Annotated in this window: 11 protein-coding genes; 5 read left to right on the forward strand and 6 right to left on the reverse strand. The window is 40.3% G+C overall.

From position 1 onward, the window contains the following. Nucleotides 1-94 precede the first annotated feature (94 nt). The 5 genes from ccmE to ccmA are packed head-to-tail and all read right to left on the reverse strand — an operon-like array spanning nucleotide 95 to nucleotide 2,895. The gene (gene ccmE / locus ORI98_RS17340) at nucleotides 95-592 is read right to left on the reverse strand and encodes a cytochrome c maturation protein CcmE (RefSeq protein WP_261300008.1); all 498 of its coding nucleotides are present in this window, start codon (nucleotides 590-592) and stop codon (nucleotides 95-97) included. Beyond that, nucleotides 589-789 carry a heme exporter protein CcmD gene (ccmD, locus tag ORI98_RS17345; protein WP_261300007.1) on the reverse strand — a complete coding sequence of 67 codons (201 nt, stop codon included), beginning with the start codon at nucleotides 787-789 and terminating at the stop codon, nucleotides 589-591. The genes ccmE and ccmD overlap by 4 nt, the downstream gene beginning before the upstream one ends. Continuing rightward, complete coding sequence (locus tag ORI98_RS17350; RefSeq protein ID WP_261300006.1) at nucleotides 789-1,535, reverse strand: heme ABC transporter permease; 747 nt, start codon at nucleotides 1,533-1,535, stop codon at nucleotides 789-791. Before ORI98_RS17350 ends, ccmD begins: the two co-directional genes overlap by 1 nt. A 13-nt stretch (nucleotides 1,536-1,548) precedes the next feature. Next, nucleotides 1,549-2,235, reverse strand: a complete 687-nt coding sequence (ccmB, locus tag ORI98_RS17355; RefSeq protein ID WP_261300005.1) for a heme exporter protein CcmB — start codon at nucleotides 2,233-2,235, stop codon at nucleotides 1,549-1,551. A gap of 9 nt (nucleotides 2,236-2,244) precedes the next feature. Beyond that, nucleotides 2,245-2,895, reverse strand: a complete 651-nt coding sequence (gene ccmA / locus ORI98_RS17360; RefSeq protein ID WP_261300004.1) for a cytochrome c biogenesis heme-transporting ATPase CcmA — start codon at nucleotides 2,893-2,895, stop codon at nucleotides 2,245-2,247. A gap of 327 nt (nucleotides 2,896-3,222) precedes the next feature. Here ccmA and ORI98_RS17365 point away from each other — a divergent pair, with 327 nt between their 5' ends. Beyond that, entirely contained in the window at nucleotides 3,223-3,516 is a 294-nt protein-coding gene (locus ORI98_RS17365) for a cytochrome c5 family protein (RefSeq protein ID WP_261300003.1), read from the forward strand. A 113-nt stretch (nucleotides 3,517-3,629) separates the two neighbouring features. On the opposite strand, the gene ccmI is transcribed toward ORI98_RS17365, so the two are convergent. Next, nucleotides 3,630-4,901, reverse strand: a complete 1,272-nt coding sequence (gene ccmI / locus ORI98_RS17370; RefSeq protein WP_261300002.1) for a c-type cytochrome biogenesis protein CcmI — start codon at nucleotides 4,899-4,901, stop codon at nucleotides 3,630-3,632. Between the two features lie 415 nt (nucleotides 4,902-5,316). Here ccmI and ORI98_RS17375 point away from each other — a divergent pair, with 415 nt between their 5' ends. From ORI98_RS17375 to ORI98_RS17390, 4 genes are read left to right on the forward strand one after another with little or no spacing between them, the layout of a single operon-like run. After that, nucleotides 5,317-7,293, forward strand: coding sequence for a heme lyase CcmF/NrfE family subunit (locus tag ORI98_RS17375; RefSeq protein WP_306136044.1), 1,977 nt, complete (start codon nucleotides 5,317-5,319; stop codon nucleotides 7,291-7,293). A gap of 12 nt (nucleotides 7,294-7,305) precedes the next feature. After that, nucleotides 7,306-7,860 (forward strand): DsbE family thiol:disulfide interchange protein, encoded by a 555-nt coding sequence (locus tag ORI98_RS17380; protein WP_306136045.1) that lies wholly within the window; start codon nucleotides 7,306-7,308, stop codon nucleotides 7,858-7,860. Then, nucleotides 7,860-8,333, forward strand: coding sequence for a heme lyase NrfEFG subunit NrfF (gene nrfF / locus ORI98_RS17385; protein WP_261299999.1), 474 nt, complete (start codon nucleotides 7,860-7,862; stop codon nucleotides 8,331-8,333). The genes ORI98_RS17380 and nrfF overlap by 1 nt, the downstream gene beginning before the upstream one ends. Further along, nucleotides 8,330-8,926: a TlpA disulfide reductase family protein gene (locus tag ORI98_RS17390; RefSeq protein ID WP_261299998.1), complete on the forward strand. Its 597-nt coding sequence runs from the start codon at nucleotides 8,330-8,332 to the stop codon at nucleotides 8,924-8,926. The genes nrfF and ORI98_RS17390 overlap by 4 nt, the downstream gene beginning before the upstream one ends. Nucleotides 8,927-9,078 lie beyond the last annotated feature (152 nt).

A 9,078-nucleotide genomic window follows, 5' to 3' on the forward strand; every position in this document is an offset into this window, starting at 1 on the left:
TGTTGCCTATTTCTGTTGTATCACGAATGGCACCTAATCATACCCAAATAAAAAAGCCAATCACGTGATTGGCTTTTGATTAATTTGCTACAAATTATTGGTATTTATAACCTTCAGATTTCTTTTCTTCTGGATATTCTAATTTCTCATGGGTTTGACCCATTGCTTCTGCAACTTCCGGTGGCATATAGTTTTCGTCATGCTTTGCTAGTACTTCAGTAGCTTCTAGTTTTCCTGATTCAATTAATACCCCTTGCGCCACAATACCCTGACCTTCACGGAATAAATCAGGTAAAAGATCATCAAATGTCACAATAATTTCGCCGCCAGCGGAGTCATGTATTGCAAACTCAACATGTAAACTGTCTGGATCTCTTATCATAGAGCCAATAGTCACCATGCCGCCAACACGAATGCGTTGTCCTACTTCCGGTTTAACACCCGTGTCTTTTTTACCATGTACGATTTCGTATGGTGTGTAGAATAAGTTTAAGTTTGTATTTAATGCATACAATAGCAGAGATGCTACACCTGCCACACCAGCTATCAGGGCAACGGCTAATGTCAGTCTTTTTTTACGTCTTGGGTTCACGATTTATTACCTCTAGATTCTTTTAAACGCTCTTCTCGGGTGATCTTTTTGGAGATCTCGATTAAGACTTTTCGTTTCTGGCCTAAGCTATGGATGATTAAAATACCTAAACTGCCAAATGTGACTCCGTAGGCTAGCCATACAAAAAATGCGTAGCCACCCATATCTAAAAATGCTGCGAATGAATCAAATTGCATTATTTTGCTGCCTCCGTTTTAGCTAATTCACGAACCCAAGGACGCATTCCATTACGTGCTAAGACTTCTGCTCTAAATCTCACTAATGTCAATGCGCCAATCATCATTCCAAATCCGAAAATATTGATAAGTAATGGATAAAGCATGTCACCTGTCATAGTGGATTTTTCTGTAATTTTTATCGTGGCGGGTTGATGTAAACTACTCCACCAGTCAACTGAATACTTAATAATTGGAATATTAATCACACCTACAATTGCCAAGATACCAGCTGCTCGAGCTGCTAACACTTTATCTTCAAATGAAGCGTAAAGGGCAATGACGCCTAGGTATAAAAACAGTAGCACTAACTCTGAGGTTAGACGTGCATCCCAAACCCACCAAGTGCCCCACATTGGTTTGCCCCATGCTGCACCGGTAAACAATGCGATAAAGGTAATCACTGCACCAATAGGTGCTATTGAGGCCGCCGCCCAATCAGCAGCTTTAATTTGCCATACAAGGCCGATAAATGATGCTGTAGCCATCCCCATGTATGCAGCCATTGACATAGACGCAGCAGGCACATGTATATAGATAATTCGGAAACTATCTCCTTGCTGGTAATCCATCGGAGCGTATAACATGCCCCAAGTTGTCCCTACACCTATTAGTGCAATTGCTAAACAAGCGAACCAAGGTAATAATTTTCCTGCTAGATTATATGAACGCTCTGGATCTGCGTAAGAATTTAGCCACTTCCACATCTTATTCCACATTTTAGTTTGTACTCACTCGTAATGAAGCACCAATCGCAAAGGGTGCCATGATTAAACAACCAACCAGCATGGCGCCAATAATCGCTAGCTGACCATCATAAGGTAAATTCATACCTGCAGCATCGATCGCACTTGTTGCAAAAATCAATACTGGAATATATAAGGGCAGAATGAGAAGTGTCAGTAACACACCACCTTTTCTCAGCCCAACTGTAAGTGCTACACCAATAGCACCCAATAACGATAATACTGGTGTACCTAAGGCAAGGGTCGCCATTAATGCCATGTAGCTATTGCTTTCAAGATGCAGTAAAACTGCAAGTAAAGGCGATACTAGTATCAAAGGAACGCCGGTTAATATCCAATGCGCCAATACTTTAGCAAGTACCATTATTGCCAATGGTTGTGGGCTAAGGAGCATTTGTTCTAAGCTACCGTCGGTGTAATCGGCTTTAAACAAACGCTCTAACGACAACATTGATGCTAATAATGCAGCAACCCAAATTATTCCTGGTGCAACACGGGTTAAAATTTTAGGTTCTGGCCCTATACCCAGTGGGAAAAGGGTCACAACAATTATAAAAAACAACAGTGGGTTAAATATATCGCCGCGATGTCTGATAGCAATTTTTAAATCACGTTGTAACAAAGTGAAAAATGCACTGGTATAACTAATGCCTCTATTCATCATCTGGCCTTATATAAAGCGGTAGTCTAGTTTTATTTTACGAAGGCGCGGTTCAGTAATTAAACCCATGTCTTGATGAGTCGTCATAATTACACATCCACCATGACTAGCATGATCTAAAAATAACCTTTCTAGCTCTTCAACACCTTTTTTATCGATTGCGGTAAATGGCTCATCTAGAATCCAAATTTTACAATTGGTGTGCCATAACCTTGCTAAGGCTGTTCGACGATGTTGTCCTGCTGAAAGATGACCCGCTAACGCTTCTTCAAATCCACTCAGATTTACTTTGGCCAAAATATCAGAAGTTTGATAGCTATCATAACCACTGATTCTTAAATTGAAGTTAAGATTTTCTTCTGCAGTTAACTCGCTTTTCACTCCAGCAAGGTGACCAAGATAAAGTAAGTTTTCGTTAAATTCATCTCGGGTGCTGGTAATGTTTTGTTCTAAGTAGAGGACATCGCCTGAGTAAGGACGTGACAGACCTGCAAGAATGCGCAATAAACTTGTTTTACCCGCGCCGTTAGGGCCTTCAATTTGAACAATGTCGCCAGCGTAAATGCCAAAACTGAGCTCGTCAAACAGTAAACGTTCTTCACGAATACACGTCAGGTTCTGCGCACTGATTAAGGGAGTGGATGGTGTTGTTTTTGTCACTGAACCCTCTATTTTAGCCTGTTAGGAAGTACTTCAAGATATTAACATAAACAGTATTATGCGGTTACCTTTAGCTATGATTAAGTGTTAGCAATTTGATGTAGTTCCAATAATATTAATAAAGTTGGAACTTTTTCAACATTTCCTAATATATTACCTTGTTCTGTCAATAAATTGTTATTTCTGTACTAAGCTGAGATTGTTATCACAAAAAGGTGAGATTTCTTGCAGTATGTAGTAATCTAGTCTCGCTAAATAAATAGTCTGCCGTTCGAATGACCAGGCAGAGATAAGCTTTGTATGTATTTGCAATTAGGAACGTTGAACATGAAAAAATTGTTAGCAATGACTGCAGTAGCTGCATTAACTTTGTCTGCGAATGTATTTGCTCAAGAAGGTGAAGCTGTTTATAACAAGGCTTGCCAAGTGTGTCACAGCATGGGTGTTGCTGGTGCACCAAAGTCTCATGATGTTGCGGCTTGGGAACCTCGTATCGCTAAAGGTATTGATACTCTAGTTCAGTCTGTTAAGTCTGGTTTAAACGCAATGCCACCAGGTGGTATGTGTACAGATTGTACTGACGAAGATTACAAGAACGCTATTGAGTTCATGTCAAAGTAATGCTTCTTCTGTAATATAAAAACCGGCTTATAGCCGGTTTTTTTATGTCTATTAAATAAAGTAAACATAAAAAAGGAACACAATTAAGGTTCCTCTTTTAATCGGTGATAACGCTATTGCACTAATGTATTGAGTGTCAATGTGGTTTCTTCACCCACCTTAACGGCTTCAACGATACCTTTAATATCACCAGCTTGTGGTTTAACGCTGCCATTTTTAGACAATACCGCAATAATTTCAACTTCAGCGGCACCACTTAATTTAACATCACCGCCCATTGAAGTGCTGTCATCCAATGTAATGGTTAAAGGCAAATCACTGGCGCTGATTTTTGTAGCAGCTAATGGCACTTTAGGACCTTGAGTCGCACGGGCAAATATAAACACTTGGTCAGATGGGCCAACTTTGTCAGCCAATTCTGGCGCAATACTTACAGCAACATTTACGGTTTTGCTCATAGTTGCATTAGTTTGGGTAGCACTTTTCTTTACTGGGTTATGGGCATCATCATTTGGCATGGCGCCCATATCTGATTGCATACTCATTTTTGCAGATTGAATTGCATTCATCAGTGCAGTGCGATCTACATCGCTACGGTCACTGTCTAAAATTGCTTGCCAGGCATTGATCGCATCTTGATATTGGGCATTAAAGAATGCATCCATACCAACAAGTAATAAAGTAGAGGGGTCTTGTGGGTCTAATGCTAACGATTGATCAATAATCGCTTTAATTGCTGGGGTAATCTTTTGACCCGCTTGATAGTACATAGCTGTGGCTTTAGGACCAAGCAGTTCAGCGTGAGTGCCAACTAATTCCATCACTTTATCAAAGGCGGCTACAGCATGATTATATTGATTAGCCGAAATGTAAGCATGACCTAAGCTAAACCAGGCTTGGCTATTTTCTGGATCTTGTTGAACCTGCGCTTCCATCATTTGAACACGTTGAGCCATAATTTGCTCATTGCTCATGCCCTCGTGTGGATTACTGGCCTGAGGTGGATTCGCTAATTCATTATAGGCTCCTAGTTGTTGATAGAAGTAACCTGATAATGCCAATACTGCCACTGTCATGACAGATGGCCATAAAATACTTTTAGGTTTTGCTGCGACAAGAGAATCATCGCCTTTGTGCTTCATATCTTGTAGCAGGCTTATTTCTAATTCTTTCTTTAATGCGTCAAATTCTGCTTGATCAAGTAAATCGTCTTGAAGTTCTTTTTCAAGAATGCCTAAACGTTCATTGAATAGTTCAAGGTTAGTTTGTTTACGAACGCCAGACTCTTCGGCTTGAAGTAATTTCTGCTGACGAAAATGAGGTACCCAAATCATCATTAAGCTGATAATAAGGACAAGCGCGATTAAAATCCAAAATGTGGTCATCGTTTCAATATTCACTTTTAGTTTATAGGAAAGCGGGGTTCCGCTGAGCTTGATTGCTTGATTATACGTAAAGATTATTAATTGAATAGTAATATAAGGAAGATATGAAACTGAATTTTGAGAGTTGGGCACTGCTTCACAATTTAAATTGTTCTCGTAAAGATTGTTGAAACTTTACATTATTTTGTTAGTCACAGCCTTTACTATTGTGATCAGATGTTTTTGATCTTGCTGGGTAGAGATAATGCGACCAGTAACTCAGTTTTACACGAAAGTGGCAGACATCAGCAGTAGCAAGCTCTAAAATGATTTAAAATTCGCTTAAGCTAATGTGAGTATAGTAACGTATGCTCATTGCCTGCATTAACGTGGTTTGTTGATATCAAATCAATGTTTTTATAACTAAGGAATACCCATGATTCCAGAAATTGGACATTTTTCACTGATAATTGGCTTGGCATTTGCCATGCTATTAGCCAGTGTCCCATTAATCGGTGCTGCAAAAAAGGACGCTTATCTTGTTAGATATGCATGGCCTCTTGCTTACGGCATGTTTTTCTTTATTCTAATTTCAGTCATCACATTAGGCTATAGTTTTGCGGTTGATGATTTCTCCGTTGCCTATGTTGCTCACCATTCTAATTCTCAGTTGCCTATATTCTTTAAAATAGCAGCGGTTTGGGGTGGTCATGAGGGGTCATTACTCTTTTGGGTATTCTCACTATCCGTTTGGGCTGCGGCAGTTGCCACCTTTAGTAAAGGATTAGAAGAAGTATTTACCGCAAGGGTCTTAGCTGTACTTGCTATGATTATTGTAGGTTTCAGCTTATTCATGATTCTAACGTCCAGTCCTTTTGAACGTATTTTCCCCATTCCAATGGAAGGGCGTGATTTAAATCCAATGTTGCAAGACGTCGGATTAATTTTCCATCCACCTATGTTGTATTTGGGTTATGTTGGTTTCTCAGTAAGTTTTGCATTTGCTATCGCAGCACTGATGAGTGGTAGCTTAGATTCGGCTTGGGCTCGTTGGTCTCGTCCATGGACTTTAGCGGCTTGGGTATTCCTAACAGGCGGTATTTCGTTAGGTTCTTGGTGGGCTTATTACGAACTCGGTTGGGGTGGCTGGTGGTTCTGGGACCCAGTCGAAAACGCATCATTTATGCCATGGTTAATCGGTACAGCGTTAGTGCATTCCCTAGTGGTAACTGAAAAACGGGGTGCATTCCGTAACTGGACCGTGCTGTTATCTATTTTTGCTTTCTCGTTAAGCTTGTTAGGTACTTTCATTGTACGTTCTGGTGTATTAACGTCTGTGCATTCATTTGCCGCCGACCCAAGCCGCGGTATGTTTATTCTGCTGTTATTAGCTATCGCCATTGGTGGTTCATTAACATTGTTCGCTTTCCGCGCCAGCGAAATGAGCAGTCCAGCTCGTTTTGAGTTGAAGTCGAAAGAAACCATGCTGTTAGTTTGTAACGTGTTATTAACCGTTGCTGCAGGTACTGTACTTCTGGGTACTCTTTATCCATTGCTTATTGATGCATTAGGTATGGGTAAGATTTCTGTAGGACCTCCATATTTTAATGCTGTATTTGTACCAATCGTGTTGGTGTTATTTGGCTTTATGGGTATTGGTCCAATTATTCGTTGGAAAAAATCAAAACCAGGTGAAATTAAACGTCAATTGTTAGTACCAGCAATGATCGCTGCAATAGTCGGTTTAGCTGTACCATTTATGATGGGTGGTGAGTTTAGCGTATGGGTTGCATTTGGTATTGCAGCTGCGACATGGATAACGCTAGCAACCTTCCGTGCAGCATATAATATTGTTAAAGATAAAGAGGGCGGCATTAGCTTAACTCGTATCGGACGTAGCCAGCTTGGCATGATTATCGCTCACTTAGGTATTGCAGTGTCAGTGGTCGGTGCCACTATGGTGTCAAACTACTCAGTTGAAAAAAGTGTCCGTATGGGCCCAGGTGTCAGCCAAGAGTTAGCCGGTTATACCTTTAAGTACCTTGAAACCAAAAATGTTGTCGGTCCAAATTACACGGCTCAGCAAGGTCAAATTGAAATCTATCAAGATGACAAATTCATTACCCTGCTTAAACCCGATCGTCGCCAATATAATGTTCGTACTATGGATATGACTGAAGCGGGTATTGATTGGGGCTTATTCCGTGATTTATATGTCACAATGGGTGACCCAATTAGTGCAACAGAGTTTGCTGTACGTTTAAACTATAAGCCTTATGTTCGTTGGTTATGGTTTGGTTCAATCTTTATGATGGTAGGTGGCTTCCTTGCCGCATCGGATAAACGTTATCGTGTAAAGAAAGCCGTGACTGAAACTGAGCAAAAAGCAAAAGATAAGTTAGCTACAGCTTAAAATGGAGAATGTATGAAAAAGTTGGTGCTGTTTATACCACTAGCCTTATTTTTGGTGATGGGAATATTCTTATATCAAGGTTTATTCCTTAATCCTCAGAAGCTGGACTCAGCATTAGAAGGAAAGCCGATCCCGGCTTTCCAACTTGAGAGACTTGAAACGCCGAGTGAAATGTTGACCGAGGCCGACTTAAAAGGTCAAGTATCATTACTCAACGTATGGGCTACTTGGTGCCCAGCGTGTAAATATGAACATCCTTTTTTAACCATGCTGTCTCGTCGTAACATTATGCCTATCTACGGTATTAACTATCGTGACGAACGCGCATTGGCAATTAAAGAACTTCGTCGTGAAGGCGATCCTTATACGATCAATCTTTATGATAAAGATGGTCGTTTAGGATTAGATCTTGGCGTATACGGTGCACCAGAAACATTTATTGTAGATCATAACGGTATTATTCGATTCCGTTATGCCGGACCGATTGATCAAAATATCTGGAAAGAGACTTTGTACCCAATGGTTCAGCAATTACAAGCCGAAGCTAAAGCTGATGGAGCTGCGTAATGAAATTAGTTAATTTATCTATCACGCTGTTTGTTGGTTTGCTATTTAGTGTAATGGTTCAAGCAACACCAGTTGACACCTATGAGTTTAAATCACCAAGCAACCAAAAACGTGCGATTTCATTAGCGCATGAATTACGTTGCCCACAGTGTCAAAATCAAAACTTAGTCGATTCTAACTCACCAGTCGCACAAGACTTGCGTTTAGAAGTGTATAAGATGGTTGATGATGGCAAGTCAGATGAGCAAATTGTTGAGTTTATGACAAGCCGATACGGTGACTTTGTTTTATATAAGCCAAGACTTGATCCCAAAACGTACGTTTTATGGATTGGGCCGTTCGCATTATTAATCTTCGGATTTATTATTGGTACCGTTCTAATTCGTCGTCAACGCAATAGTGCTAATGCAGATGTTGAGATGTCAGCAGAAGATCAGCAACAACTTGATGAATTACTGAAACGTAATAAATGATGATATCGTTTAAAAAAGTGCTCCTTACCGCTGCTGTTATTAGTACAAGTTTACTAATAGTAGACAGCGGTATTGCATACCCAGGTATGCAACCTAGTCAAAAGCCAGTATCTCAAACCGGTTTAGATAAAATTACCATCCTGCCGCAACCTTTTCCCATAGCCCAAGTCAACTTTAGTCAATTGAATAATGCCCAAATAGATTTTGAAGCATTTAAAGGTAAAGTCGTCGTTGTCAATATGTGGGCGACATGGTGTCCACCTTGTGTCAGAGAGCTTCCTGCACTAGACCGGCTTGCCAATAAAATAGACCGAAGCAAATACATGCTATTACCTATTTCGATTGACGCTGACGGTAAAGAGATAGTACAACCATTTTTAGCGTCGATTGGCTTAGCAGAATTTGAATCTTACTTTGATCCTAAGCAAAACCTTCGTGAAGTGTTTCCCCTAGAAACTATACCTGCAACATTTATCTTAAATCCACAAGGTGAGCTGGTGGCTTATGTACGTAGTTATGTGGATTGGGATGATGAGAACGCCATCGCCTTCTTGAAGCAGTTTTACACCGCAACAGAAAAAGTGACTAATTAGCCTGTATTCTGGTGACTAAATAAGCGATTTAGATCGCTTTAGATTAAAAGATCGCCAAGCGATCTTTTTTTATATAAAAACTTCAAAAAAGGGGTTGCGCAAAAATCTTAGCTCCCTATAATGCGCATCCACTGACACGGCACAGCGCGAAA

Source organism: Shewanella sp. ULN5 (assembly GCF_030731885.1).
Classification (GTDB): Bacteria; Pseudomonadota; Gammaproteobacteria; order Enterobacterales; family Shewanellaceae; genus Shewanella; species Shewanella holmiensis.

Bases quoted from the DNA above. Each gene is read 5' to 3' on its own strand.
- ccmI (WP_261300002.1), bottom strand. From the start codon at position 4,901: ATGACCACATTTTGGATTTTAATCGCGCTTGTCCTTATTATCAGCTTA.
- ORI98_RS17365 (WP_261300003.1), top strand. From the start codon at position 3,223: ATGAAAAAATTGTTAGCAATGACTGCAGTAGCTGCATTAACTTTGTCT.
- ORI98_RS17380 (WP_306136045.1), top strand. From the start codon at position 7,306: ATGAAAAAGTTGGTGCTGTTTATACCACTAGCCTTATTTTTGGTGATG.
- ccmB (WP_261300005.1), bottom strand. From the start codon at position 2,235: ATGAATAGAGGCATTAGTTATACCAGTGCATTTTTCACTTTGTTACAA.
- ORI98_RS17375 (WP_306136044.1), top strand. From the start codon at position 5,317: ATGATTCCAGAAATTGGACATTTTTCACTGATAATTGGCTTGGCATTT.
- nrfF (WP_261299999.1), top strand. From the start codon at position 7,860: ATGAAATTAGTTAATTTATCTATCACGCTGTTTGTTGGTTTGCTATTT.
- ccmD (WP_261300007.1), bottom strand. From the start codon at position 789: ATGCAATTTGATTCATTCGCAGCATTTTTAGATATGGGTGGCTACGCA.
- ORI98_RS17390 (WP_261299998.1), top strand. From the start codon at position 8,330: ATGATGATATCGTTTAAAAAAGTGCTCCTTACCGCTGCTGTTATTAGT.
- ORI98_RS17350 (WP_261300006.1), bottom strand. From the start codon at position 1,535: ATGTGGAAGTGGCTAAATTCTTACGCAGATCCAGAGCGTTCATATAAT.